Genomic DNA, 26,392 nt, shown 5'->3' on the forward strand with positions numbered 1-26,392 from the left:
TAGCGGGTTTTCAAATGTTTCAATTATGTGCCTTTTATTTTTCTGCCGCAAAATAGTAAACGCGTGTTATCAGGCCGCCTGAAAATTCATATACAGAAATAGCTCTTTGCGAGCTGGCAGCATTTTTTCCTTGCCAACTAGCAAGCTCTATTGCACTTACTCTGCTAGCAGTAGAAATCATCTCAGAAAGTTCTGACCGACATGTTGGACATGACTTAAAGTAAGCATCCATGCTCTCAACTAAATTAGTTTTACCTTTAGCCTCAACAGAGATTTCGTTATTTACGATACTCAACCACTCAATATCATCAGCGACAAGGCTTGCCATAGCGCCACTATCTTGTGCATTAAAGGCAGCAACGAACCTTTCGACTGTATTTACGTGAGTTGGTGTTTGCTCTGTGGATTGAACATAGGGCGTCAATATCAGTAAAAACACAAATCCTAGAGCTTTAAGGGTATACATAAGTGATCCTGTGGCAAATAACTCACTGTTAAGGGACAAATTGTAGTTGGCTAAAATAAGTGAGGCACGAACAAAAAGCCAACTGTAATTTGTCCGACTCGAAAACCCTAGTTAGGTGTTTTTTACCCACCCAATGCTAAGCAAATACCTATTACCTTTTACTATTTTAGATACTTGATGTTCGCTAGTATCTGGGCGGAATAGTTTAATCCTTTTTGTTTCAAATATGGGGTTAGCACAAATAAATTCGCCGCCTACATCAGCGTTTTTTATGACGATATTTAATCGATAATGTTTACCTGATGCTACCTTATCAGTGTGCGGTTTTATCTCACTACCTTCGGCAAATTTGAGTAGATATGTATCAAATTTAATAGGCCACAATGCTCCACACAATAGCATTTTATCGTAGCCTGACTTTTGCCGTCCTCGTTCCCAACGAAATAATTTACTCAGAAAAGACATATAAACTCTCTAAACACCTAACACCCTAATATCGGGCAAGTGCAAGGTGCACCATGTAATTGTCCTGGCGAACGAAGTGAGTGTTCGTTGATTGGTTTATTATGTATCAAAACTGATAGCCGACTTGGACCATTATCGCGCTGTCGAAGCCTGTCTCTGCATCAGCAGCAACAAACGAAACGCCAAGATTAGTCCCAGATTGTTCAATGCCGTTAAAGAAATAGTGATAACCAAGTCCTAAACCATAAAGAGCTTCATCTTCATAAAATCTTACTCGCTCACTCCCAACCACACCTAGATATGCTCCAACGCCATGCTTTGTATTTTGAGAATTAAATAAGTCTGTTTTTATCCAACCAATTCCCACTCCGCAGGTCGAACCATCATAGTCTGAATAGCTTACACACCCAGCAGAAAGATACTTTAAATCTGTGGCTGAACGGGATGCGGCATTAACTCCTACTCCACTGTATAGACTTCCAACACCTACACCAAAAGAAAAATCTTCTGCTACAGAGTTTGCTGAGAAGGCTAGAGGAAAAAGCAAACAGACTATTGGTTTAATTATTTTCATTAGTTTCCTTACTGTAATTAAGTTTTGATTCTTAACTTTAAGCTAAGGACTCAAAACGCAATGCGATAATGTGAAGCAGTACTGTGTTTTGCTTCCAGTGAGCGCAACGAAAGACTTAAGCACCTTGTTAAATTTCGTTCTAAATAAACTCAGAAGTTCTTAACATCTTCTCAATGAGATTAATAATTTTGTCTTTTGCAACCAAAGCAGCTTTATCAATGTCTTCAGAGGAAGTCTGATTTACATCGTCAGGTACAACAATACTTGGTACTTCTTCTTGCTGGAAAAATCTAAATTCCATTGGTTTTAACGACGAGTTATTGTTGACGTCAAAAATTCGCGCCCCTACATAATCCAGAGCATAGGCGTTACAGGAACCAAAAACACATCTAGTGTATAAGCCATAACCAGCTAAATAGGCGGACGAATTTGGCCATGCTGGTCCTGAGTTTGGGTATACAATAACCAAGTACTCCAAATCATGCTTGTGGGCTAGCTGATTTAATTCACTTTTAATCAGGTCCTTAAAATTAATGTTACTAGACATGTAAGAAAATAGGGACTCACGCTCTTTAACTAATAGACTTGTGGGTTCTATGATTTTTGGTGTATGGCCACCGCTCGACAAAATTTCTGAAATCTGATCTCCAAACATCTTGCTAAATTTTGTTTCAGAAGCAGAGTCTAAATTTTCGTTATTAAATATTGTCGTGCCAACGTGCATAAAAGTTGGTGTTTCATCTATTAGTAGAACAATACCTATATTTGAAGCTACAGAAGGTTTTCCAAAATTTGCTGGAACTGAGGCACACCCAGCAAGAAGCAGCAGGCCGATTGTAAGAAATATACTTTTCATAACATCCTCTTAGATATTTAACGCTTTTATAGACGGCGCGCGGTTTTTGCGCGTCTAGTGGAGGCCGTTTTTTTGGCCGAAATGATGTTTAATAAACTTGTTATATGCCACTAATCACCGCCTCCAGCCGAACCTGCACCACTGCTATCTTGTGGGCCACCACCGAAACTTTTATGAGCTTTAGCTGTGGCATCTTGGCTACGGCTTAACATCCATAGGCCGAGTGCAGCAAAAAAAGGAATTAACCACACAATCAAAATTTGCGCACTTTTTTGAAAGGTTTCCAAATCATCTCTACGGATTAAGAATACAGAAACTGAAATATTCAGCAGAATTGCAATCCCTATGAATACGTACCAAATTTCAAATTCCATTTAAACTCCTTGTGGCATATAACACCTCACTAAGAGGCAAATAATAGTTGGTAAAAATAAGCGATGAAGGAGCAAAAACCAACCGTTATTTGTCCTGCTTGAATGACTTGTTAGTTTTAAACAACTCCAAGTAGTATTCTTTGTCTTGTAAATTGCGCTGAAAATGCCCAGCAACTGGCGGCTGAAATTTTTTGCCCGATAATAATAAAAGCCTTTGCTCTGTTATTTCTGGGTACTCTTCTTTGATTTGACCGAAACTAAAATGCATAAAACTATCCAATGGGACAAATAGTCTTTTAGGAACACTTTTTGAATTAGTCTCTAATACCTCATCAACAACAAAAACTAGTCTGATACTATTTGGGGATTTGGGGCCCGTTTTAGCTGTTAAGTCATATATCTGTTTGCCGTTTCCATCAATCATGTCAACGCCGATAATACGACCGATTAAGACATGATCTGTTTTTTCAATTAGTGCCTCATCAGATACTTCCAATGGAAATGAGGCAAATCCGGCCCTTTGTTATTGAGCAAAAAAATTTATTTTATTTTTGCCTACTTTGCTGAACTAATTGGGAAACAACACGTCATACAATATGTGTGTTCTCCCCAAAAAATTAGCCCCTTCACTTTGAAGGGGCTTTTCTTTTTCGTCGTACTTAATTATTCAAGCTAATTTTTTTCGAACTAATATTTTAATAAGCCACTATTCCTCTTGGCTTTTAAACTGTGTAGTCGTGATATTTATTATACTATTCAGGTTATGCTATTCAGGTTCAATATCTTCTTTAATTGGCTTCTCTAAATCAAACCAATTGAATAACACTTTCTCTAACTCTGGAACACCCAAACCATTTAAAGATGAAAACACATTTACTGTGACATCACCGCAGAAAGCCATTGAAGCTTCGCGCACCATCAATAATTGTGCTTTTCGTTTACCTGCTTTTAGCTTGTCTGCCTTAGTTAATAAAATAAGTACTGGCAAGTTAACTTCAACCGCCCAATGAATTAAGTTTTGATCGAGATCCTTAAGCGGGTGACGAATGTCCATTAACACAACCAAGCCTTTAAGGCATTTACGCTTTTGCAAGTATTCGCCGAGCGACTTTTGCCATTTAAGTTTCATTTCCAAGGGCACTTTCGCGTAACCATAACCTGGTAAGTCAACTAACCTGCGTTCTTCATCCAATTCGAACATATTGATTAATTGTGTTCTTCCAGGGGTTTTACTGGTTCTAGCAAGGCCCTTTTGTCTGGTTAATCTATTCAGCGCACTTGATTTTCCGGCATTTGAACGCCCAGCAAACGCGACCTCCATTCCATCGGAGTTGGTTAGATGGTCAATGCTTGGAGCACTAGTTAAGAAAGTTGCTTTGGTAAAATAGGACATGTTTTCACTTTTAAAGAAGAATGTTGAACTGGATTTTTTTCAAATAAAGCCGATATTTCGCCTATTGTAACCAATTATTTGCGTAAATAGGTTATCAATCATCGATTTATATCCATACAAAACGTGTGGAAGAGTTTTTTTCGGCCAGTATTTGTGTACAATACCACGTTCTCGAATCAGTTTTGAGAAAGTTGCTTTGCTAATCACCCGTATAAAGAGATTAAGTATGAAAAAACTAGGTTTGCTTGTTTGTTTGACTTTAGGAATGACCACTGCTGCGTTTGCCGAAGGTGATGCAGAGGCTGGGAAAGCAAAATCATTGACATGTTCAGCATGTCACGGCACTGATGGTAATAGTGCCATTGCCATGAACCCGAAAATTGCGGGGCAGCATGAAGGCTATTTGGCAAAGCAATTAAAAGAATTTAGATTAGCGTCAATGACTGGCGGTAAAGAAGGTCGTAACAATGCTGTGATGAATGGTATGGCGGCCGCTCTGTCTGACCAAGACATCGCTGATTTAGCTGCATATTTTGCGAGCCAAGATCAAAAAGCAGGCGAAACGCCAGAAGATGTCATTGAAGCAGGGCAAGCGCTTTACAGAGGTGGTAATCCTGAAACAGGGCTTACATCTTGTATTTCTTGCCATGGTCCTGACGGCAAGGGAATGGGATTAGCTGGTTTCCCAGCAATCAGTGGTCAACACGCTGAATACACTATTTCCCAATTAAAAATGTTTAGAGATGGCACAAGAGCGAATGATCTTAACGGAATGATGCGCGATATTGCTGCAAAATTGAGCGATGAAGAAATCGAAATTTTAGCTAAGTACTTGGGCGGATTACACTAAATTAAATAATTTAAATTTTACTTGTAAATAAGTTGTAAATTTATTTTTTTAGCGTATTATCTAGTCATCTTTCAGGGATGGCTTGGTTTTAGCGATAGTATCTACTATCAACAAAGACAAGTTGGACCGGAAACAAAATAATAATAAAGCGTCAGGAAGACCCAGAACAATGTTCGTTACTATTTCGTCAAAAATAATAAAAAGAGAAAAGTAACATTAAGAACAACAAAGCACATGATGTGCTGATACGGGAGAGGTGTCATTAGACACTGATTAAATTAAGGTGATAGCTTTGGCTATCACCTTTTTTCTTTCTAGAGCACTACTCTCGAATAGACTTACCTTTCTCTTAAGTACTTCTTAAAAAAATCAATCGTACTATATAAAAACATGTTTTTACCTAACCAGCTATTGCTTGGAACGGAGCAATAGCTGGCAGTACTGCGCATCTATTTGTTTACACTCATATCTGTTTGCAAATAAATTGTCTCAACTAATCAACAATCTGCTTATATAGACCGAGGCTTTCTGAAAAAATTCCCAACTTCTAAAAAGAATTATCAATAACATTTATCCATTCGCCCCATGGCTCAGGTATAATGCGCAGCAATGAAGCAACATAATCGACATGTAGTTTTGCCATAGGCGTTTGAAACGCTATGAAGAAAGACAAACTGCATGACAAGTAAGAGGCAAATATGGCTAAGAAGAAATCAAGAAAGGGCGGCCAGATTGGCGTGCCAAAATCCACTATTCCGGTAGTACGCACACCGTCTGATCGTGTAAGAAAAACCAGCGGTAACAAGCCTGGTACTCGCAATAGCGTTGTAGAAGCCGCAGAGAATGCTAGACAAAATGCGAAGAAAGATCCGCGTATTGGCAGCAAGGTGCCTGTCGACTTAATGCGTCATAAGAAAGCAACAACACAAAGTACTGAGAAAAAAGTAACTTATAAAACGCCTAAGCACGAGCTAGACGCCATCGAAGCGGATGAAAAATTACAGCAACTGCTTGATAAGCAAGAGTCGAAGAAACTTACAAAAGTCGAACAAGAGTATGTGGATATCAAATTAGCCCGTCATTTGGTGTTATGTGACATGCTAGAAATTAATGCTTCGGAAGAAATTGAAGAAGAAGATGATCCACTTTCAGGTTTAGACGCAATTAGTATAGATGACTATAAAGACTAAGCAGAACAATGACTGAAATTATACTGTTACTGATAGGGGCGATAATTATTATCGCCCTTGGCATTTATGCCGGTAAAATGCTGTTTCTATTAAAGCAGCAGAAGCATCGCCGAGAAAGCGCGAGAAACAAACGTATTGTATCGATGGTGCAAAGCATACAGACCATTGCTTTCGCTATGCAGCAACAGCAATGCAACTATTCAGAGGGAGCGATTAGAATATGCAGCCTTCTAAAGGCTTTACCGATTGAGGATATACCAGATTATTCGCTTATCTACCCTCATTTGCACAGCTTGTTTGACAAGGTTAAAGACTTTCCAACTCACGAAGAGCGTAATGCATTAAGTAAGCAAGAAAGACGACAACAGGATAAGTTACGTGAACACTTCGAAAGCGAAGCTGAGAGCGATATTCAAGAAGAAATTGAACGCTTAAAGACTTTCACTTGCTAGGCTTATACTTTCGGCCTTAGCAGTTGCAATTGTTCATCAACCAGCTCGCGCTGGGCCAGCAACTCGGCGTAGCGAGGGCAAGTGGTGAGATGATCATTCACCATGCCCACCGCTTGCATGAATGCATAACAGATAGTACTTCCAACAAAACTAAACCCCGCTTTTTTAAGCGCTTTTGCCATTGCATCTGACTCTGAAGATGTAACAGCCACCTCCGCGCTCGTCGCACAGGTATTTTGAATCACTTGATAATGGGTGAATTGCCATAAGTAAGCGCTGAATGGCATGTTCTTTTCTATTTCAATGTAGGCTTTCGCATTTTTAATAATCGAATTAATCTTCAGTTTATTGCGCACAATTCCCTTGTCCTGCATCAGTCGCTGAACATCATCATCATTCATCTGAATAATTTTATGTGGGTCAAACTGGTAAAACGCTTTCTCGTAATTCGCTTGTTTGCGCAATATTGTGATCCAGCTTAAACCAGCCTGCTGTCCGTCTAAACAAAGTTTTGCGAATAATTCCTGACTATCTAAAACCGGCCTCCCCCAATGCTCATTATGATATGCGATATAATCTGGGTCAGAGGTTTTCCAAGCGCAACTAAGCTCATTTGAATCTGCGTCATTTCCAACATACTCGCTCATATCATTTCCCTTAATAAGAAGAAAAGCGTCTTCATTTGCTATAGCCTACCCCTAATTTTTGAGCAATGCTACTGACCAAAAGTATGCTTGAAACACACACTCTTTAGCGACGCGATACCTCTTAAAATTGAATGAGGTAGAGCGTATTAAATAAAAAACCGTACTTTTTGCCATTACTCAATGATTATCTGGGCTACAGGGTTACCAATTAACTTAACTAGGCGGTATACTGTGGGGCTAATTTTTAGCGTATTTGAATAAGCTTTTATTTGAATATCATTCACCGAGCATAGAAGAACATAGCACTTATGCAGAAATATGACAGCAAGACCTTCCAAGGTCTTATCCTAGCATTGCAAGACTATTGGGCATCTAAAGGATGCGTTATTATTCAACCTCTTGATATGGAAGTGGGCGCAGGCACATTCCATCCAATGACTTTCCTTCGTTCATTGGGTCCAGAGCCAATTAGCAGCGCTTATGTTCAGCCTTGTCGCCGTCCTACCGACGGTCGCTACGGTGAAAACCCAAACCGTTTACAGCACTACTACCAGTTTCAGGTGATGTTGAAACCTTCTCCTGCAAATATTCAGGAGCTGTATCTAGGCTCGCTTGAAATGCTTGGTTTCGACACCTTAGTTCATGACATTCGTTTTGTAGAAGACAACTGGGAATCCCCTACTTTGGGCGCCTGGGGTCTTGGTTGGGAAGTTTGGTTAGACGGTATGGAAGTTACTCAGTTTACTTACTTCCAACAAGTAGGTGGCTTAGAGTGCAAACCTGTTACCGGTGAAATCACATACGGCTTAGAACGTTTGGCTATGTATATTCAAGGCGTCGATAGCATTTATGATCTTGTTTGGACTGATGGCCCAATGGGAACAGTCACTTATGGCGATGTTTTCTTACAAAACGAAAAAGAACAATCAGCCTATAACTTCGAACATGCAGATGTTGATTTCCTTTTCCAAACCTTTGATGAATGTGAAAAAGCGAGCAATAAACTGATTGAAGCAAAACTTCCACTGCCCGCCTACGAGCAAGTGATGAAAGCGTCTCATGCATTTAACTTGTTAGATGCTCGACATGCTATTTCAGTTACTGAGAGACAGCGTTATATTTTGCGCGTGCGTACCTTATCCAAGGCTTGTGCAGAAATGTATTACGATTCACGTGAAGCGCTTGGTTTCCCTCTATGTAAGAATTTAGATAGTGATAAACAAAGTTCAAGTAACAAGCAGAAGGAGGCCTAGGCAATGACTGTCATTAAACAAAACCTATTGATAGAGCTGGGCACCGAAGAACTTCCACCGAAGTCACTAAAAAAGCTATCCGATAGTTTCACACAAAACATTCATGACGAACTTAGCAAAGCTGGGTTCGAATTCGATTCAATTACGCCGTATGCCGCACCGCGCCGTTTAGCGGTTGTAGTACACAACTGTGCTGGAACTCAGCCAGATGCTAAAGTTGAAAAACGTGGCCCTGCAGTATCTGCTGCATTTGACGCAGACGGCAATCCAACTCGCGCTGCTCAAGGCTGGGCGAGAGGTAACGGTATTGAGATCGCGCAGGCATCGCGATTAAAAACGGACAAAGGTGAATGGCTATTGCATGTTGCCGATGTAAAAGGCAAAGCCTTAAAAGACGTACTACAAGACGTCATGCAAACTACGATTAAAAAATTGCCAATCCCTAAACCAATGCGTTGGGGCTCGTCAAACGCAGAATTTATTCGCCCTGTGCATACGCTATGCGTTATGTTTGGTGATGAAGTATTGCCGCTGTCCCTATTTGATTTAGAGTCTGCTAACCAGTTATCTGGTCACCGTTTTCATGGTGAACGCCGCTTCACTTTGGACCACGCTGATAACTACGCTAGTGCTTTAAACAAACAGTATGTTGTTGCCGATTACACGCAGCGAACTGACACTATTGAAGCCGGACTGATTGCCAAAGCAAAAGAACTGGACTTAAGCCCTGATTACGATCGTGCTTTACTAGAAGAGATTTCATCACTTGTAGAATGGCCCGTTGTTTTGTCTGCTAAGTTTGAAGCTGAGTTTTTGGACGTTCCAAAAGAAGCACTGATTTATACGATGAAAGATGACCAAAAGTATGTGCCACTGTTAGACAGTGATGGTCAGCTTTCTTCAAACTTCTTATTCGTATCGAATATTGAAAGTAAAGATCCGATTCAGGTAATTGAAGGAAATCAGAAAGTTATTCGCCCTCGTTTATCAGACGCGAAGTTCTTCTTTGAAACCGATAAGAAAACCACGCTGGCTTCAAAAGCTGAAAAACTATCGACGGTGTTATTCCAAAAAGAATTGGGAACGGTTGCGGAAAAAACTGCGCGCTTAGTATCGATAAGTCAAAGTATCGCGAGTACCTTGGATATTGATTCAACTCATGCTGCAAGAGCTGCCGTTTTATCGAAAGCTGACTTACTCAGTGACATGGTAATGGAATTCCCAAGTGTGCAAGGGATTATGGGTCATCACTATGCGCTTCACGACGGCGAAGCTGCTGAAGTTGCGCTGGCAATTGAAGAGCAGTATTTACCCCGTTTTGCTGGAGATAAACTACCGAGTTCAAGCGCTGGTTACATACTTTCTTTAGCGGAGAAGCTAGATACTCTTGTGGGTATTTTCGGTATTGGAAAACTGCCTAAAGGTGATAAAGACCCGTTTGCACTGCGCCGCTCTGCGATTGGTATCTTGCGTATCTTAGTAGAAAATAAATTAGCGATAGATTTGCAACAAATGATCGACAGCGTTGTAGATATTTATGGCAGCAAACTGTCAAATGCAGAAACTGCAACACAGGTGCACACTTTCTTATTAGATCGATTCAAGCCCTTCTATCAGGACCAGGACATTGCAGGTGATGTTGTTAGCGCCGTGATGACACAAAAGCCAAGTACGGCTATTGATTTTGATGCTCGAATTAAAGCAGTAACCGCGTTCAAGGGTATGGAAAGTGCTGGCGATCTAGTTGCCGCGAATAAACGTGTCGCTAATATTTTGAACAAGAATGATATCGATATTAATGCTCTTCCTAGTATCGACCCTGCATTGTTTAGTGAAGATGCTGAGAAAGTACTATTTAGTGCTCTTGAAAGCGCACAAGGCCAAGTTAATAGCATGATAGAACGATTGGCTTATGATGAGGTCTTAGCGTCACTTACCGTGCTAAAAACACCATTGAATAACTTCTTCGATGACGTCATGATTATGGCTGAGGACGAAAAAGTAAAATCAAACCGCGTTGCATTAGTAGGTAAAGCCAGACAGCTTTTCTTGTCTGTTGCAGACGTTTCAGTGTTAGCGGTATAAGGGCGAAGTCATGCATAAGTTTACGAAGTTAACAGTGGTAGCACTTTGCCTGATTGGTTTAAGTGCTTGTTCAACTCGTTCTGCAAGAGATTTGATTAGTTTCGAACCGGATAAAAACTATCAAGATATGTATTTACGTGGTGTTTTTAATTGGTGGGAAGCGACTGAGCAATTTAAGTTAACTCGAGTCAATTCAGAGCTTTACAGCATAACGATCGAATTAATTGCTGATGGCCAACCCTACGATTTCAAAGTGGCTGATGCAAACTGGGGGCCTGATTTTAATTGTGGCTTTGAGTACGCGCCGCGAAAAGTAGAATTGTATGACTCTGTCGATTTGGTTTGCGAACAAACGAGTCAGAACATTCAGTTTGTTCCCGCTGAAACCGGAAAATTTAAGTTTGAATTTGATATTTCAGATAACAATGAGCCTGAGTTAACCATCACACCCGTTAATAACTAAACGTAAGCAATTGATAGTTAAGTCTATTCTTCATCTGCAACGATGCGCACAGGTACCGACTTATAAGCAGGTGTAAAACTCTTGTGCGCAAAGTCTTTAATGCTGATCAGGTTATTCGTTTCTGGGTAGTAACCTGCAATACATCCCTTCGGTATATCGTAAAACACTAAGATAAAGTCATGTACTACTTTCTGCTTGTTAGAAAGCGCTTGAACACTTACTTTTTGTAGCTCACTGTATCCTAGTTTCTCGGCGTCACTTTTATTAATGAATATCACTCGTCGCGTGCCTTTGATCCCTCGATAACGATCGTGATTGGTGTAAACAGTGGTATTGAATTGATCATGGCTGCGGATAGTCATCAAGATAAACTCATTGGCTTTAACCTTAGCCGATTCAATTGAATGCTGGATGAAGTTTGCCTTGCCATTGTGTGTGTTAAATTTCAATTGGTCACGCACTGGATTGGGTAACATGAACTCGCCCGCTGAGTTAATGCGCTCATTGAAATTATCAAAACCCTCTATCGTATTCGAAATCGCTTCCCTTATTTCTGCATAGTCTGATAAATAGTTTTGCCACTTAACTTTTGCTAGTTCAGTGTGCGTGTCTGAAAGCTTCAATGCTAGTTCACCAACGATGGCAACTTCACTTTTAAGCTCAGTTGACGCTGGCGGCTTTCTACCGTGAGAGGTCTGTATAACGCCCATAGAGTTTTCAACCGTCACAAACTGCAGTTTTTGATTGATATGATCAATTTCTGTTCTACCTAATGTTGGTAAAATTAAGGCTTCTTTACCGGTATACAGGTGAGACATGTTTAGCTTGGTAGAGATTTGAACGGTTAAGTCACAATTAGCTAATGCTTTCTCTGTAAAGTCATGATCTGGCGCTGCGCGGTAGAAATTTCCTCCTAAGCCAATGAAAACCTTAATCTTTTCCTGATGCATTTGCTCTATGCACTCAATGGTATTCACACCTTTATCTGACTTTAGGCTAAGCTTATGATATTCATTAAGTTTATTGATAAAACTAAGAGGCGCGTTCTCCCAAATACCCATCGTTCTGTCACCTTGAACGTTACTATGGCCGCGCACTGGACAAACACCCGAACCGGCTTTGCCTAAGTTGCCTTGCAGCATAAGAACGTTCGCCATCAACTGAATATTGGCGACTGCATTCTTATGTTGAGTCATCCCCATCGCCCAACAGAAAATTGTCTTCTTTGATTCTAATAGATAAGCGCCCGCTTCTTGTATTTGTTTCTTTGTAAGGCCGCTTGCCTCTGTGATATCTTCCCACACAAACGTATTTATGTGTTCCTTGAAAGATTCAAAGCCTTCGCAGTATTTTTGAATGAAATCCACATCTAACACGTCGTTCGTTAACTCGTGCTTTTCGAAAAGGAATTTTGCTAAACCGGTTAGAAAGGCTGCATCGCCGTTTATTTTGATAGGAAGATGCAGATCCCTCAATTTCGTCCCTTGCCCTGCTAAACCAGATATCTCTTGAGGATTATTGAATTTTTGTAAGCCAGCTTCATCTAATGGATTGATACTCACTATCTTGCAATTACGTCGCTTAGCAGCCTGCAGAGAAGCTAACATTCTTGGATGATTTGAACCGGGGTTCTGACCAAAGATGAATATACATTCGCTGGACTCTAAATCATCAAGACTGACGGTTCCCTTGCCAATACCAATGGTTTCCACTAATCCGATACCGCTAGATTCATGGCACATATTTGAACAGTCTGGCATGTTGTTTGTACCAAAGGTTCGAATAAAGAGTTGATAAAGATATGCAGCTTCATTACTTGTTCGTCCTGACGTATAAAAAGCCGCTTCGTCAGCGTTATCGAGCTCAGAAAGCTTATGAGCCATTAAATCTATGGCATCAGTCCAACTTATGACTTTGTAATGATCTGCTCGCTCAGCCTTGTATAGAGGGCTTACTAAACGACCTTGTTCGTTCAACCAGCGGTCAGATTTAGTTTTCAGAAATGTGATGCTATTGTTCGCAAAGAAGGCCTCATCAGCTTTTTTAGTGGTCGCTTCATCGGCTATCGCTTTCGCCCCGTTTTCACAAAATGAGAATGTGGATTTCTTTCCCATAGGATCTGGCCAAGCACAGCCTGGGCAATCAAAGCCTTCTATTTGGTTTACTTCAATTAAAAGCTTGCTTCCGTCGATTGGGCCCACTTTTGTAGCAGCGTGTTTATAGGCGTTGATCACCGCTTTTAAACCAGCAGCATCTTGCTTTTGCTTTGATATCTGAACGTTGTTATCTGGTTTATCAGTCATGGTTGATGCTCATAGTTCTTCTACATGGACTTTTAAACAGACTAAGTCTGTAATATTTCAATTTGCTTACTACCTGAGTACACATTGAAACTATCCTGTTTTAGAAAGCCAATCAATACTACGCCTGCAGATTCGGCAAGCTCTATGGCTAAACTAGATGGCGCGCCGATAGCGATTACAACAGGTATGCCCGAGCAAATTACTTTTTGCATTAAATCTGCACTCACCCTGCCACTTAGCAATAAGGCTTTGTTGTTGAGATCATCGATAGGGAAAGATCCGATAAGTTTATCGAGCGCGTTATGTCTGCCAACGTCTTCTCTTATTCTAATTAGAGATGGCTTTATGTGTAAGGAACACGCTTCGTCTTTATTTATGCTTTGCTCAATAGGAAATATCGCACAAGAGTGGCTTCCGCCCGTTCGCGAAAACAAAGTGCCTTCTTGAAACAAGTTATTTATCATTTTAGGAATATCATTTAAGTAAATTGACACACCATTAATGGCGCTTACCTTCGAATGATGAAGGATATTCTCTATTTCAGTGTCGTTACATATTCCGCATGAAGAGGATATAGCCGCTAACCGTGTCAGCTTGCTAGGATCAAGTCGGTAACTCGGTTTAGCAACAATGGCGCTTAGATTGCTCTTCCCCTTTTGAACGATTTCTTCGATGTCCTCATGGTGAATAAAGTTTTGGGTATTTAACCAACCTTTTATAAGTTCTTTGTCGTTTCCAGGCGTGCGCATCGTCGTCATTACAGTATCGTGCTGAATGCAAAGCTTGTCTGAATATGAACTTAGTACCACACTAAGGGGTTCTTCTAGTGCTACTTCATCTGATGTAAGCTTGTTGAGTATATTGCGAGAGCTCGATTGTTTAGAGCTTGCGCTAGACACCTTGTGTAGTTTTACACTTTTTGTTTTCATCAGATATCTTCTTTGCAATGCATCATATGTAATCTCGAACAGGAAGTTTATTGAAGCTTCGTTACTAATAAGTGCTTTACGATTAGTCTATACCTTACGAGTTTACACCCTTAGTTAGTTAATTATTAGTGGTTTTTGTGAGGTTTATGTTACTTAGACCTTATGCCTCCATAACTTTTTAAAATCGTTTGTATATTCTTTAATCCAAAAAAAAGACGCTCTAAAAAGAGCGCCTTCTATTGTCTTGAATAAGAACTTATACGTCTAAGTTTTCTACGTTCAAGGCATTCGTTTGAATGAAGTCGCGGCGTGGCTCTACGTGATCACCCATTAGAGTAGTGAACAATTGATCCGCTGTAATTGCATCTTCGATTTTAACTTGAAGCATACGACGCTGGTTCGGATCCATAGTTGTTTCCCAAAGTTGCTCTGGGTTCATCTCACCTAGACCTTTATAGCGCTGCTTGTATTGACCACGTTCAGCTTCCTTAATTAACCAAACTAACGCTTCTTCAAAGGTATCAACTTTTAGCGTTTTCTCGCCGCGCTGAATGTAAGAACCCTCTTCCATCAAACCATTAATGGTTTCGTTCAAGGTTCTAATCTTGTTATATTCTGCGCTTTCGATGAAGCTTTGTGTGAATGAGTAGCTGTAATCAATACCGTGCATCTTCATGACGATTTCGAGTTCATTCAAACCGTTATCAGTCGCATTAACATTGAATGAGAAGCTCTGGCCGTCATCTTCAGAAGTGCCAAGTTTATCAACTAAAGCTTCACCAATCTTAGCGAGCTTTTCTTTGTCGCCTAGTGTTTCGATAGTCATTACATCTAAGTAAACAAGTTGTCTCAAAATAGAGCTAGGCATTCTGCGATGCATTCTACTGATCATGGTTTGCGTAGATTGATAAAGCTTAACCATATTCTCTAGGCTGACTTCTTTAATAGGTGGCGCCTCAGGGCTGAAGTATAAGCTAGCGCCATCAACAGCAATAGAGGTGATTAGGTTGTTGTAAGCCTCATCATCTTTTAAGTATTGCTCTTGTTTACCTTTCTTAATTTTGTACAAAGGTGGTTGTGCAATATAGATATAACCACGTTCAATCAACTCTGGCATTTGACGGAAGAAGAAAGTCAAAAGGAGCGTACGAATGTGAGAGCCATCGACGTCAGCATCGGTCATGATGATAATGCTATGGTAGCGAAGTTTCTCAGGGTTATATTCATCACGTCCTATGCCACAACCTAAAGCTGTAATAAGAGTCGCAACTTCTTGCGATGAAAGCATCTTATCGAAACGTGCTTTTTCAACGTTAAGAATTTTACCTTTCAACGGCAGTATTGCTTGGTTTTTACGATTACGTCCCTGCTTGGCTGAACCGCCAGCAGAGTCCCCTTCCACTATGTATAGCTCAGAAAGAGCCGGATCTTTTTCCTGGCAATCTGCGAGTTTACCTGGCAATCCAGCAAGGTCTAATGCGCCTTTGCGTCGTGTCATTTCACGCGCTTTACGAGCTGCTTCACGAGCACGCGCTGCATCAATAATCTTACCTACAATGATACGCGCTTCACTTGGGTTCTCAATTAAGTAGTCTGCAAGTTGCTCGCCCATCGCACTTTCTACTGCTGATTTAACTTCAGAAGAAACAAGCTTATCTTTTGTCTGTGAAGAGAATTTAGGGTCAGGGACTTTAACAGAAATTACAGCAGTCAAACCTTCGCGAGCATCGTCTCCACTTGCGTTCGTTTTATGCTTTTTGTTTAAGCCTTCTTTTTCCATAAACACATTTAATGTACGAGTAAGAGCACCACGGAAACCAGCTAAGTGAGTTCCACCATCGCGTTGAGGAATGTTGTTTGTAAAGCAGAAGATGTTTTCTTGGAAGCCATCGTTCCACTGCATTGCAACTTCTACAGCGATACCATCTTCGCGCTCTAACTCAAAGTAGAATGCTTTCTGGTGCACAACAGTTTTATTTGTATTTAGATATTCTACGAAAGCTCTGATACCGCCTTCGTAATGGAAGTGGTCTTTACGGCCATCTCTTTCATCTTCTAATATGATAGAAACACCGGAGTTTAGGAAGGAAAGTTCACGTACTCTTTTTGCCAAAATATCATAGTGATATTCAATGTTGGTAAATGTTTCTTCACTTGGCCAAAAACGAATTGTCGTTCCTGTTTTTTCAGTTTTACCCGTTTCCTCTAAAGGAGAATCCGGAACACCCATCGTGTATGATTGTTCGTAAACAGAACCGTTACGACGAATATTCAAGGTGAGTTTTTTAGAAAGCGCGTTTACAACTGAAACACCAACACCATGCAAACCACCTGATACTTTATAAGAGTTGTCATCAAATTTACCGCCAGCATGAAGCACTGTCATGATAACTTCGGCAGCAGAAACGCCCTCTTCTTCATGTATATCAGTTGGAATACCACGGCCGTCATCGCTAACGGAAACTGAATGGTCAGAATGAATTTTTATTACGATATCGTTGCAATGGCCAGCTAAAGCCTCATCGATAGAGTTATCGACAACTTCGAAAACCATGTGGTGCAAACCAGTACCATCATCGGTATCACCAATGTACATACCTGGACGCTTGCGTACTGCATCTAATCCTTTAAGAACCTTAATACTCGAAGAATCGTAATTCTGTTCTGACATTTCTTACTCCTCGTTCACTTGGTTATGTTCCACGTGAAACACTTTTTTATCATTATATTTATTTGTGAATTCGAATTGCGAGGTTTCAATAGCTGTCACGAAAACTTGCGTATCCGTTTCGAGTATCAAATCCAAAAAATGTTCCCTTGTTTTTTCGTCCAACTCCGCAGCAATATCATCTACTAAGTAAATAGTAGATTTATTACTTAACGAAGAAAACATCTTCATTTGTGCAATTTGCAATATAGACACTAAAATTCTGAGTTGTCCTCTCGACAAGTTTTCAGCGGCGCTTAATCCGTTCACAGTGAATTTTATATCACCCTTATGAGGACCAAGAGTTGTGTATCCATATTGCAAATCGCGACTTTCTTTTAACTTAAGGGATTCTTCTAAAGCCTGCCCTTTATCCCAACCGTTATTATACCTTAGTTCTATCTTGAACTCAGGTATAAATTGACTATAAAGTGCAACAACTTGTGCATTTATAGCATCCAAATAGGTCTTTCTAGCGTCTGTAATCAGATTGCCATATCCACACAGTGATTCACTCCAATAATTGAACTGTTGGCTGTCTATCGCTTTTCCAGTATTGAGGTGATTTCGCAACAAAGCATTTCGTTGACTAAGCGTTTTTGAGTATGCTGACATTAAATCTGAGTAACCATGTTTCACGTGAAACAATGCCCAATCAACAAACCTTCTTCGTAACATTGGCTGCCCGATTATCAAATCGCTACTCTGCGGTGTGAAGATTTGCATCGGAATTTTTCGAACTACATCAGACAATCTTTTTGTCCTTTCCCCATTGATACTAAACTCAAAACCGTCTGACTTATGTCTAGTACAACCAATCTTTTGTTCTATTCCCTCTTCGTCAATTAACTTACTAAAAACAGTCGCAGTATCTGTACTATGCTGAACAACTGAATTTTGCCTGTTGGTTCGAAATGAACGACCAAAGCCAAGAAGATGAATCGCTTCTAAAATAGATGATTTTCCAGCGCCATTAGCACCGTGAATGATATTGAGAGATTTACAGGGGGAAAAGGCAACTTGTTCAAAATTACGAAATTGAGCAAGTTGCACTAAAGATAAATGCATAAAGGCTAGGGATTGCCCTTATTAATTAGAGGCGCATCGGCATGATGACATATAGAGCTGACTCATCCCCTTCCGCGTGAATCAACGCACTCGCATTTGCATCTGATAAATTGATAATGACATTTTCTGAATTCAAAACGTTCATTACGTCAATTAAGTAAGCAACGTTAAAACCAATTTCTAATTCATCGCCTTCGTAGTTTACGTCAACCACTTCCTCAGCTTGTTCTTGCTCTGGGTTATTTGCAGTGATCTTTAATTCACCGTTTGCAAGATTCAAACGCACGCCTTTGAATTTTTCATTCGAAAGGATCATGGCACGTGAAAATGCTGCCTTTAATAAATCGCGAGAAGACCAAACTGCTTTGTCTGAACCCTTCGGCAATACGCGTCTGTAATCTGGGAAACGACCATCGACTAACTTACTGGTAAAGATGAAATCAGTTGAGAAGATACGAATATGATTACTACCAATCTGTACTTTCACTAAAGTGTCGTTGTCTTCTATTAAACGGATAATTTCCAACACACCTTTACGTGGAATAATGACTTGGCGAGCAGGCAATGTCGCTGCTTCATAATCAAGTGTGGACAATGCTAAACGGTGACCATCAGTTGCAACTGTGCGAACGAGGTTTTCTTCCGTCTCTAAACTCATTCCATTTAAATAATAACGAACGTCTTGCTGAGCCATTGAGAAATGTGTTTTTTCAATCAAGCCTTTAAGATCAGATTGCTTAACTTCGAACTCAACTTCACCTTCCCAATCTTCAAGATTTGGGTAATCACTTGCAGACAATGTCGACAAGGTATACTTACCTCTACCCGACTTAATGATTGCTTTGTTTTCTTCTACTTCGAAGATGATGTTACTTTCACCATTTAGACCGCGAATAATATCTACTAATTTCTTAGCAGGTACAGTTATTTCACCATCGGTACATGTGCCCGACAACTTCACACTCGAAATAAGTTCTACTTCTAAATCGGTACCCGTTAGCCAGAGTGTTCCCTCACTAACTTTAATTAATACATTCGATAAGATAGGTAATGTGTGACGTCGTTCAACAGCGCCGGAAACAAGTTGAAGTGGTTGTAATAAACCTTCGCGGCTAATGGTAAATTTCATTTGTGTCTTCTCGTTAAAATTATTATGAAGAAAGCGTTCTTATTAAGTTTTTATAATCTTCTTTTATATCATGACTTTCGTTACGAAGTTGAACAACTTTTCGAACAGCGTGGATAACCGTTGTATGATCTCTTCCACCAAATGCGTTACCAATTTCTGGTAAGCTGTGATTTGTTAATTCTTTGGCCAATGCCATCGCAACTTGTCGAGGACGAGCCACACTTCTGCTTCGTCTTTTCGACAGTATATCAGCGACTTTGATTTTATAATAATCTGCCACTGTTTTCTGTATATTCTCAATAGTAACTAACTTGTCCTGTAAGGCAAGTAAATCCCGCAAAGCATCTCTAACAAAATCAATTGTAATAGGTCGACCTGAGAAATTGGCATTAGCAATTACCCTATTTAGGGCGCCTTCCAATTCTCGTACGTTCGATCTTAAACGCTTAGCCATAAAGAAGGCAACTTCGTTAGGTAGGTTTACATTACACTCATGCGCCTTTCTCATCAAAATCGCAACTCGCGTTTCCAATTCTGGTGGTTCGATAACAACCGTGAGTCCCCAACCAAAACGAGACTTCAACCTGTCCTCTACTCCATCTATTTCTTTTGGATAGCGATCTGAAGTCAGAATGATTTGTTGATTACCTTCAAGTAAGGCATTAAAGGTATGAAAAAATTCTTCTTGCGAACGATCTTTATTCGCAAAAAATTGGATGTCATCAATAAGAAGTGCATCGACAGAACGATAGAATCGCTTAAATTCTTCAATAGCGTTATTTTGCAATGCTTTAACCATGTCCTGAACGAAACGCTCGGAATGCATATAAACAATTTTAGCGTCTGGATTATTCGCAAGAATACCATTGCCTACAGCATGCGTTAAATGCGTTTTACCTAAGCCTGTACCACCATACAAAAATAATGGGTTGTATGATTTACCAGGATTATTAGCAACTTGAATTGCAGCGGCCCTTGCGTACTGATTTGATTTACCTTCTACGAAGTTTTCAAACGTGTACTCTGGGTTCACATTACTCTTGTGATCATCACTTAAGGGTATTGGTGCATTCGCATACTGTGAATTGTGTTGTGGATGTTGATTCCCCTGCTGATGCGGTGGAAAATCCTGTCCTTGCTTATGCAAATTAATGTCGATACCACCCGTTGGTGCAGTATTGTGTGAATTTTCGTTCTGCTTACTTAGGAATGGGTTTTGACTGTTTCTTGAAACGCTTTCAGATTGAGAATGATTCCTATCATTTTGATTGCGATGACTTTGAGCTAAGTTTTGCTGCCCGCCATCACGACTATCAGCGGAATGCAATTTGCGACGATCTTGATCTACGCCTTCACGATAATCACCATTGTGTTGAGCACCAGCGGCATTAGCATAATTATACTCGTGACTAGAATGACCTTGATTATCACTCGTTGAAGAACCTCGAGTGTCCCTCTTTCCTTGGTGAGAACTTAAACTTGAATGTTGATTATCGGAATGCTTATTTCCAACATTATTATTTTGTGGATCTTGCTGATGACGATTGTTTTCTTGTTGGCTACTACGCGATCCTGAAAATGAACCTGACTGGGAATTTTGTTGTGAAATACTGCGCACAGTAATAATAAGATTTGGTGCATCTTGACCGTATAAAGTGCGAAGACTTTCTGTGATCAATCCATGATATTTATCTCTAACCCAATCAAGTATGAAGTGATTTGTCGCATACAAATTAAGTGATTCACCATTAAACTCAGAACCTAGTGGTTTCAACCACATATTAAATTGCTCTGAAGGCATCTCTTCCTTTAGTAACTCGAGACAATGATCCCAACTTATACTCAACTGTCTATCTCCATAAAAACTCGACTAATATAAGTGCGTCCATGCGTAACTACTAAAACAACAAAGTTCATTCCACAAAATGAAACTACATTGTTAACAGTAATTAAAATAAATAAAGTACCCTGTTGATGCGTTTCAATGCATTAAGGATAGACAACTTTATTTATAAGGGTAATCGATACACAGAAATCTATACAAAGATATCTATACACGGAAAACGACACTTTCTCTATCAGCCTTTGAAAAAAGGGCGATAAGAATAGGGGATTTTCACCTATTTATCCACAGATAATTGCCAATTCTTTTAGTTCAATTACCTATAACAAGCCCAAATTTGCTAAACAACTGTTATATAACAAATTTATCTGGGGATAACATAATCTAGTTGTTCAATTAATTGAACAACTTAGGCGAATATGATAGGAAAACCGGCATATTCCATGCCATATTTGCAGTAAAAATCAAGAATTAATATAAAGAAATGTGGATAAAATTACTGAAAGTATAAGTTTTATACACAATTTAAATAAATACCCCTTTTAGCACCGATAAACGTTGACAACACGGATAATGATCTCTATTATTCCGCGTCCATTTCCAAGCAAGGTTTCATTTTAGTTGAAACTCATGCTTCAACGTTAAACTGAAACAAGTAGAGATTAGGTCATGAAAAGAACTTTTCAACCAAGTAATTTAAAGCGTAAACGCTCACACGGATTTCGTGCTCGCATGGCCACTAAAAACGGTCGTAAAGTACTAGCAAACCGCAGAGCAAAAGGAAGAGCTAGATTATCAGCTTAATGTGTGAGTAAAGCATATTAAACCGGTAAATAACTCATTTCCGAGGGAGTCACGTCTGTTGACTCCCAAAAACTTCTCCTTTGTTTTTGATCAAGCTATTCCCGCAGTTTCAAACCACATCACCATATTGGCAAGGCACAACGAGCTAGAAACAGCACGTTTAGGTATTACTGTGCCTAAGAAAAAAGTCAAAAACGCGACCGATCGAAACAAAATTAAAAGAATTATTCGAGAAAGCTTCCGATTACAAAGACATCAGCTACCAAATGTTGATATTATCGTGATAGCTAAACAAGGTATTGGTCAGATGGATAACCAAGCATTGACTATTCAACTTGAGAAATTATGGCGAAAGATAAGCAATCGATGCAATCAACCGGCAAAACAATAAGGTCTGAAAGTAAGCCCTTTAAGGTACTTTCACTGTTAACCTTGCCTTTTCGATGCTTGATAAAAGCTTACCAAGTACTTATATCTCCAATGTTAGGTCAAAATTGTCGTTTTCACCCGACTTGCTCTTGTTATGCACATCAAGCATTGGAAACACATGGATTGCTTAAGGGAACTTGGCTTTCTGTAAAAAGAATAATGAAATGTAACCCTATGCATCCGGGCGGGTTTGATTACGTTCCTGGAACAACTGATAATGCGACTACCGACTTGGATCAGGTCAACGCGGTAAGCTCATCATCAGCAGCACCACCTAAAAATAAACTTTAAAATGAGAAAAATATGGAATCCCAAAGAAGTCTCTTAGTAATCGGCTTATTGTTAGTCAGTTATCTATTATGGGTTGAGTATCAGGATGCATACGGCCCTAAGCCAGTAAGCGCTCCTGTTCAACAGACCACCGCTAATCAAGGTGTCCCTAGTGTTGGCTCTGGAAATGGAGATGTACCAGCTAGTACTTCAGTAACTAATGCAAGCAATAATTCTGCTGCCGATGTTCCTGTAGGACAATCAGCTGTTCCACAAGCGAACGCTGTTGATACTCAAAGTGAACGTTTCATTACCGTCAAAACTGATACCTTAGATATTAGCATTGATTTACTTGGTGGCGATGTCGTTCGTGCGGACTTAGTTAAGTACCCTGTTACACAAGGCGCAGACGATTCATACCAGTTATTGAAACCTGATGATGCTCGTCTTCATATCGCGCAAAGTGGCTTGGTTGGTAAATCAGGTCCTGATGCCAATGCTAAAGGTCGTCCATTATATAGCGCAAACAAAAAGAGCTATAAATTAGAAGGTGACATTCTTAGTGTCCCGCTTACTTGGGAATCAGCTGAAGGTTTAAAAGTAACAAAAACTTTCGTTTTCCGTCGCAAGCAACACGTCATTGACGTTAACTTTGATGTAAAAAACAACACCTCTGCTCCAGCAACTGTTCAGCAATTCGCTCAGTTAAAACAGACCACTGCTGACCAGCCAGGCGGCAGCATGTTTATGCCAATTTACCGTGGCGGCGCTTACTCTACTCAAGAAGACAAATATGAAAAATTTGCATTTGGCGACTTTGAAGATGACAAGCTAAACGTCGTTACTGTTGGTGGTTGGACAGGCATGATTGAACATTATTTCGTCACTGCATGGGTACCACCACAAGAACAAACGAATACGATTACTAGCCGTATTTTCAACAACAAATATGCAATCATTGGTTATACCGGCGAACTCACTACTGTTCCGGTTGATGGTGAAGCCACTATTTCAAGCCAACTGTACATGGGTCCAAAAACTCAAAGTGTACTAAAAGCTATTGCGCCAGGATTAGACCTTACTGTTGATTACGGTTTCTTGTGGATGATTTCTCAACCATTGTTTTCACTGCTAATGTGGATTCAAGGAATTGTGATCAACTGGGGCTTAGCTATTATCTGTGTGACGATTGTTGTGAAAGGTGCCATGTATTGGCTTACCAAGAAACAATATGAGTCGATGGCGAAGATGCGTAATCTGCAGCCTAAAATGGCACAGCTGAAAGAGCGCTTTGGTGATGATCGCCAAAAAATGTCTCAAGCCATGATGGAAATGTATAAGAAAGAAAAGGTAAACCCAATGGGCGGTTGCTTCCCTCTTCTTCTACAAATGCCAATATTCTTAGCGCTTTACTGGGTATTGTTAGAAAGTGTTGAACTGCGTCATGCAGACTTCATCTTCTGGATTACCGATTTGTCAGTTGCTGATCCATACTACGTGCTACCTATTCTAACTGGTGCGAGTATGTTCTTATTGCAACGTTTACAGCCAATGACAATCACTGATCCCTTACAACAGAAGATCATGACTTATATGCCTGTTGCGATGAGTATTTTCTTCTTCTTCTTCCCTGCTGGATTGGTTTTATATTGGTTAGTGAGTAACATCATTACACTAGTACAAGCGAAGATCATTTATGCATCGATGGAAAGAAGAGGCCTCAGTGCAAAGAAATAAAGCTGCTAGTAGATAAATACTAGAGCTTAAATGCCATAAGTGAGAAGCCTGCGTTAAGCGGGCTTTTTTGTATACATACTTTAAGAATTGCTAAACACAGCATTGCTTACAAGATACAATGACCTTATATAGTTAAACAAGGTATGTAGAATACGAATTTAGCATCCCTATTTTACACCACAATTTATAACAACTTTAGGAAGAACGACCATGCCTACATTTGATATTGTTTCTGAATTAAACGAAGACGAAGTAAGAAATGCGACTGAAAATGCTAACCGTGAATTAGCTACTCGATTTGATTTTAGAAACGTTGAAGCATCGTTTGAATACAAAGATGCTTCTGTGATCATGAGCGCCGAAGATGATTTTCAACTAAAACAAATGATGGATATCCTTCGTAACGCTTTAGTAAAACGCGGCGTAAACACTTCGGCTATGGATCGCAATGAAAGCAGTCATACCGGCAAAACACATCGTCAAACAGTGGGTTTTAAACAAGGCATCGATCAGCCGCTCGCTAAAAAAATAGTGAAAATTATTAAAGATAAGAAACTCAAAGTACAAACTGCCATTCAAGGCGAGCAACTTCGAGTTACAGGTAAAAAGCGTGATGACCTACAAGCAGTTATGGCTATGCTGAAACAAGAAGATTTGGGTCAGCCATTACAGTTTAACAACTTCCGCGACTAAGCAAATTTAACCCAATGAGTTTGATAGGCTATTAATAAAGATGTCATTGAATAAAGAAACTATTGTTGCACAAGCTACTGCACCCGGTCGCGGTGGTGTTGGTATTGTGCGTGTTTCCGGTCCTAAAGCAAAAGCTGTTGCCGAACGTCTATTGGGTGAATGCCCAAAAGTCCGAGTCGCCAGCTATTTGCCCTTCAATGACCAAGACAACAAAGTCATTGATCAAGGTATTGCCCTATTCTTCAAAGCACCTAATTCCTTCACTGGAGAAGATGTACTAGAACTACAAGGGCATGGCGGTCAAGTTGTCATGGAGCTATTGTTAGACGCCTGCGTTGCCACGGGTGATGTTAGGTTAGCTCGCCCAGGTGAATTCAGTGAACAAGCTTTTCTAAACGACAAACTCGATTTAACTCAAGCTGAAGCGATAGCCGACCTTATTAACGCCAGTTCGAAGCAAGCCGCAAAAAGTGCATTAAAATCACTGCAAGGTGAATTTTCACAGCAAATTAATTTGTTAGTAGAACAAGTTATTCACTTACGCATGTATGTTGAGGCTGCTATTGATTTCCCTGAAGAAGAAATCGACTTTTTGAGCGACGGTAAAGTACAAGGTGACTTACTAACAATTTGTAGCCAACTCGACAAAATCAAACATCAAGCAAAGCAAGGTAGTTTATTGCGTGATGGAATGTCAGTTGTAATTGTTGGCAGACCAAATGCGGGTAAGTCGAGCTTGCTCAACGCATTATCAGGTAAAGATTCCGCCATCGTGACAGATATTGCAGGAACAACCCGTGACGTACTTAAAGAACATATCCACATTGATGGCATGCCGCTGCATATTATTGACACCGCGGGTTTGCGTGAAAGTGCTGACGAGGTTGAACGAATTGGTATTGAACGCGCCTGGAACGAAATAGAAAAAGCCGATCGTATATTATTTATGGTCGACAGTAATGATGAAAAAGCCGAGCAACCGAGCGAGATCTGGCCAGAATTTTATGCACGCTTACCCGCTGATGCAAATATTACGGTTATTCGCAATAAGTGTGATGAAAGCGGTGAGGAAATTGGTTTATCAAGCGAAGCGACGTACCCTGTGCTACGAATTTCCGCTAAGCAAGAACTAGGTATAGATGCGCTTAGAGACCATTTGAAAGAATGCATGGGCTTTGAACAAGCTGGCGAAGACCAAGTGATTGCCCGTCAACGTCATATTATTGCACTTCAGCAAGCGGACGAACATATTCAGTTAGGCAAATCGCAGCTAGAAGACAACATGGCAGGCGAATTATTGGCTGAGGAATTACGCATTGCTCAACAATATTTGAATGAAATTACCGGTGAATTCAGCTCTGATGATTTGCTAGGTAAAATATTTTCGTCCTTTTGTATCGGTAAATAGTATA

At 40.1% G+C, this 26,392-nt stretch carries 25 protein-coding genes and 2 pseudogenes; 12 read left to right on the plus strand and 15 right to left on the minus strand.

Annotation, left to right across the window (positions count from 1 at the left end):
* Positions 1-34: 34 nt before the first annotated feature.
* The 7 genes from ACKLNX_RS02180 to yihA form a co-directional block, all read right to left on the minus strand.
* Positions 35-466 carry a nuclear transport factor 2 family protein gene (locus tag ACKLNX_RS02180; RefSeq protein ID WP_412971073.1) on the minus strand — a complete coding sequence of 144 codons (432 nt, stop codon included), beginning with the start codon at positions 464-466 and terminating at the stop codon, positions 35-37.
* 111 nt (positions 467-577) lie between these two features.
* Positions 578-931, minus strand: coding sequence for a 2OG-Fe(II) oxygenase (locus ACKLNX_RS02185; RefSeq protein WP_412971074.1), 354 nt, complete (start codon positions 929-931; stop codon positions 578-580).
* Positions 932-1,037: 106 nt separating this feature from the next.
* Positions 1,038-1,505, minus strand: coding sequence for a hypothetical protein (locus ACKLNX_RS02190; RefSeq protein ID WP_412971075.1), 468 nt, complete (start codon positions 1,503-1,505; stop codon positions 1,038-1,040).
* Positions 1,506-1,644: 139 nt separating this feature from the next.
* Positions 1,645-2,361 carry a hypothetical protein gene (locus ACKLNX_RS02195; protein WP_412971076.1) on the minus strand — a complete coding sequence of 239 codons (717 nt, stop codon included), beginning with the start codon at positions 2,359-2,361 and terminating at the stop codon, positions 1,645-1,647.
* 110 nt (positions 2,362-2,471) lie between these two features.
* Positions 2,472-2,735 (minus strand): hypothetical protein, encoded by a 264-nt coding sequence (locus tag ACKLNX_RS02200; protein WP_412971077.1) that lies wholly within the window; start codon positions 2,733-2,735, stop codon positions 2,472-2,474.
* Between the two features lie 85 nt (positions 2,736-2,820).
* Positions 2,821-3,231 (minus strand): hypothetical protein, encoded by a 411-nt coding sequence (locus ACKLNX_RS02205; RefSeq protein WP_412971078.1) that lies wholly within the window; start codon positions 3,229-3,231, stop codon positions 2,821-2,823.
* 270 nt (positions 3,232-3,501) lie between these two features.
* A complete protein-coding gene (gene yihA, locus ACKLNX_RS02210; RefSeq protein WP_412971079.1) occupies positions 3,502-4,128 on the minus strand; it encodes a ribosome biogenesis GTP-binding protein YihA/YsxC in 627 nt (208 codons plus the stop codon).
* Between the two features lie 226 nt (positions 4,129-4,354).
* Between yihA and ACKLNX_RS02215 the strand changes: the two genes are divergently transcribed.
* The 3 genes from ACKLNX_RS02215 (at position 4,355) to ACKLNX_RS02225 (ending at position 6,620) form a co-directional block, all read left to right on the plus strand.
* Complete coding sequence (locus ACKLNX_RS02215; RefSeq protein WP_411695577.1) at positions 4,355-4,978, plus strand: c-type cytochrome; 624 nt, start codon at positions 4,355-4,357, stop codon at positions 4,976-4,978.
* Between the two features lie 698 nt (positions 4,979-5,676).
* Positions 5,677-6,168: a Der GTPase-activating protein YihI gene (gene yihI, locus ACKLNX_RS02220; RefSeq protein ID WP_412971080.1), complete on the plus strand. Its 492-nt coding sequence runs from the start codon at positions 5,677-5,679 to the stop codon at positions 6,166-6,168.
* 8 nt (positions 6,169-6,176) lie between these two features.
* Complete coding sequence (locus ACKLNX_RS02225; RefSeq protein WP_412971081.1) at positions 6,177-6,620, plus strand: DUF2489 domain-containing protein; 444 nt, start codon at positions 6,177-6,179, stop codon at positions 6,618-6,620.
* Between the two features lie 2 nt (positions 6,621-6,622).
* On the opposite strand, the gene ACKLNX_RS02230 is transcribed toward ACKLNX_RS02225, so the two are convergent.
* Positions 6,623-7,267, minus strand: a complete 645-nt coding sequence (locus ACKLNX_RS02230; RefSeq protein ID WP_412971082.1) for a DNA-3-methyladenine glycosylase I — start codon at positions 7,265-7,267, stop codon at positions 6,623-6,625.
* A gap of 308 nt (positions 7,268-7,575) precedes the next feature.
* On the opposite strand from ACKLNX_RS02230, the gene glyQ reads away from it, so the two are divergent.
* From glyQ to ACKLNX_RS02245, 3 genes are read left to right on the plus strand one after another with little or no spacing between them, the layout of a single operon-like run.
* Positions 7,576-8,520, plus strand: a complete 945-nt coding sequence (gene glyQ, locus ACKLNX_RS02235; protein ID WP_412971083.1) for a glycine--tRNA ligase subunit alpha — start codon at positions 7,576-7,578, stop codon at positions 8,518-8,520.
* A 3-nt stretch (positions 8,521-8,523) separates the two neighbouring features.
* Positions 8,524-10,605 (plus strand): glycine--tRNA ligase subunit beta, encoded by a 2,082-nt coding sequence (gene glyS / locus ACKLNX_RS02240; protein ID WP_412971084.1) that lies wholly within the window; start codon positions 8,524-8,526, stop codon positions 10,603-10,605.
* Between the two features lie 10 nt (positions 10,606-10,615).
* Positions 10,616-11,068, plus strand: a complete 453-nt coding sequence (locus ACKLNX_RS02245) for a hypothetical protein (RefSeq protein ID WP_412971085.1) — start codon at positions 10,616-10,618, stop codon at positions 11,066-11,068.
* Between the two features lie 23 nt (positions 11,069-11,091).
* Here ACKLNX_RS02245 and ACKLNX_RS02250 read toward each other — a convergent pair whose 3' ends face one another.
* The 7 genes and pseudogenes from ACKLNX_RS02250 to ACKLNX_RS02280 form a co-directional block, all read right to left on the minus strand.
* Positions 11,092-13,371 (minus strand): FdhF/YdeP family oxidoreductase, encoded by a 2,280-nt coding sequence (locus tag ACKLNX_RS02250; protein ID WP_412971086.1) that lies wholly within the window; start codon positions 13,369-13,371, stop codon positions 11,092-11,094.
* 41 nt (positions 13,372-13,412) lie between these two features.
* On the minus strand, positions 13,413-14,300 hold the full coding sequence (locus ACKLNX_RS02255; protein WP_412971087.1) for a formate dehydrogenase accessory sulfurtransferase FdhD: 888 nt from the start codon (positions 14,298-14,300) through the stop codon (positions 13,413-13,415).
* 256 nt (positions 14,301-14,556) lie between these two features.
* Complete coding sequence (gene gyrB / locus ACKLNX_RS02260; RefSeq protein WP_412971088.1) at positions 14,557-16,971, minus strand: DNA topoisomerase (ATP-hydrolyzing) subunit B; 2,415 nt, start codon at positions 16,969-16,971, stop codon at positions 14,557-14,559.
* Between the two features lie 3 nt (positions 16,972-16,974).
* A complete protein-coding gene (gene recF / locus ACKLNX_RS02265) occupies positions 16,975-18,075 on the minus strand; it encodes a DNA replication/repair protein RecF (protein WP_412971089.1) in 1,101 nt (366 codons plus the stop codon).
* Between the two features lie 25 nt (positions 18,076-18,100).
* Positions 18,101-19,204: a DNA polymerase III subunit beta gene (dnaN, locus tag ACKLNX_RS02270; protein ID WP_411695566.1), complete on the minus strand. Its 1,104-nt coding sequence runs from the start codon at positions 19,202-19,204 to the stop codon at positions 18,101-18,103.
* Between the two features lie 22 nt (positions 19,205-19,226).
* Positions 19,227-20,483, minus strand: a pseudogene (dnaA, locus tag ACKLNX_RS02275) (chromosomal replication initiator protein DnaA); the annotation flags it as partial.
* 390 nt (positions 20,484-20,873) lie between these two features.
* Positions 20,874-21,050 (minus strand): annotated as a pseudogene (locus ACKLNX_RS02280) (DnaA N-terminal domain-containing protein); the annotation flags it as partial.
* Between the two features lie 666 nt (positions 21,051-21,716).
* On the opposite strand from ACKLNX_RS02280, the gene rpmH reads away from it, so the two are divergent.
* The 6 genes from rpmH (at position 21,717) to mnmE (ending at position 26,388) form a co-directional block, all read left to right on the plus strand.
* Positions 21,717-21,851: a 50S ribosomal protein L34 gene (gene rpmH, locus ACKLNX_RS02285; RefSeq protein ID WP_008842504.1), complete on the plus strand. Its 135-nt coding sequence runs from the start codon at positions 21,717-21,719 to the stop codon at positions 21,849-21,851.
* A gap of 16 nt (positions 21,852-21,867) precedes the next feature.
* Positions 21,868-22,242, plus strand: a complete 375-nt coding sequence (gene rnpA, locus ACKLNX_RS02290) for a ribonuclease P protein component (protein WP_412971094.1) — start codon at positions 21,868-21,870, stop codon at positions 22,240-22,242.
* Positions 22,218-22,571 carry a membrane protein insertion efficiency factor YidD gene (yidD, locus tag ACKLNX_RS02295; RefSeq protein ID WP_412971095.1) on the plus strand — a complete coding sequence of 118 codons (354 nt, stop codon included), beginning with the start codon at positions 22,218-22,220 and terminating at the stop codon, positions 22,569-22,571. Before rnpA ends, yidD begins: the two co-directional genes overlap by 25 nt.
* Positions 22,572-22,583: 12 nt before the next feature.
* Complete coding sequence (gene yidC / locus ACKLNX_RS02300) at positions 22,584-24,287, plus strand: membrane protein insertase YidC (RefSeq protein WP_412971090.1); 1,704 nt, start codon at positions 22,584-22,586, stop codon at positions 24,285-24,287.
* Positions 24,288-24,497: 210 nt separating this feature from the next.
* The gene (locus tag ACKLNX_RS02305) at positions 24,498-24,980 is read left to right on the plus strand and encodes a YajQ family cyclic di-GMP-binding protein (protein ID WP_411695562.1); all 483 of its coding nucleotides are present in this window, start codon (positions 24,498-24,500) and stop codon (positions 24,978-24,980) included.
* A 40-nt stretch (positions 24,981-25,020) separates the two neighbouring features.
* Positions 25,021-26,388, plus strand: a complete 1,368-nt coding sequence (mnmE, locus tag ACKLNX_RS02310) for a tRNA uridine-5-carboxymethylaminomethyl(34) synthesis GTPase MnmE (RefSeq protein WP_411695561.1) — start codon at positions 25,021-25,023, stop codon at positions 26,386-26,388.
* The last annotated feature ends 4 nt before the right edge of the window (positions 26,389-26,392 follow it).

It is taken from the genome of Glaciecola sp. MF2-115 (assembly GCF_047250385.1).
In the GTDB taxonomy this organism is placed as follows: domain Bacteria; phylum Pseudomonadota; class Gammaproteobacteria; order Enterobacterales; family Alteromonadaceae; genus Glaciecola.